Origin of the sequence: Microbacterium sp. Cr-K20, assembly GCF_000708325.1 — a bacterium.
In the GTDB taxonomy this organism is placed as follows: Bacteria; Actinomycetota; Actinomycetes; order Actinomycetales; family Microbacteriaceae; genus Microbacterium.
Genome location: NZ_JARE01000076.1, coordinates 1 through 873 on the forward strand (window position 1 = coordinate 1; position 873 = coordinate 873).

The 873-nt window shown below is 71.1% G+C and carries 1 protein-coding gene; it reads right to left on the reverse strand.

Translation table 11 applies throughout. From position 1 onward, the window contains the following. Positions 1-873: hypothetical protein (locus tag GZ67_RS20925; protein ID WP_442922251.1), on the reverse strand; the 873-nt coding region annotated here is incomplete at both ends.

Sequence of the window (873 nt, forward strand, 5' to 3'; positions counted from 1 at the left end):
GGAGCCGGCTGCGTCTCCGCGGCGGTGACGGCCGTCGTCGTGTCGTCGCCCTCGAGAGCCTGTTCCGCCTCCTGCAGGACGGCCTCGACGGCGGGGCCGGATTCGAGTGCCAGCAGAGTCGTGTCGGCGGACGGGCCGACCTTGTCAGCCAGGACGTAGCGGAACGTGACGACGGTCGTGTCGGCGTCCACGACCTGCCAGAAGCTCGGACGAAGATCGATCGTCCCGGTGCCCGCGTCGTCGAGGACGATGCTGTCGCCACCGCCGCCGCTGCCGTCGAGGAGCGCTTCGACCGTCGTTCCCGGTGCGCCGGTGACCGGCACGCTGTAGTGGATGGTGAAACCGCTGAACCAGATGGTCGCAGCGGACCAGGTGGGTGCCTCCGTCGGGACCGCAGGATCGACCGGGTCCACGGGATCGACCGGGTCCACGGGATCGACCGGGTCCACGGGATCGACGGGATCGACGGGATCGACGGGATCCACGGGATCCACGGGATCCACCGGGTCAACGGGATCGACGGGAGTCGCGGGGGGAACCGGCGGAGCGATGACCGGGCCGGCATCTTCCCGCGGCTGCGCCGGCGAGGAGTCTTCCACAGGAGGAATGACCGGCGCCTCGTCCGGCACCGTCTCCGGCTCGTCGATGACGATCGGCTCGTCGAGGTTCAACGAAGCGTCGGGGCCGACCTGCGAAGTGATCGACGACGGGTCGGAGTCTCCGGCGCTGGGCTGCGATGTGGCCGGGTCCGCCCCGGCGAGTCCAGGAATGATGGTGGCCGCGGCGACGACTCCCGCGACGACCAGCGCAGCGGAGCCCGCGCCGACGAGGGCGCCGATCCCCGTCAACGCGCCACCGGTCGAGCCCGCTCCT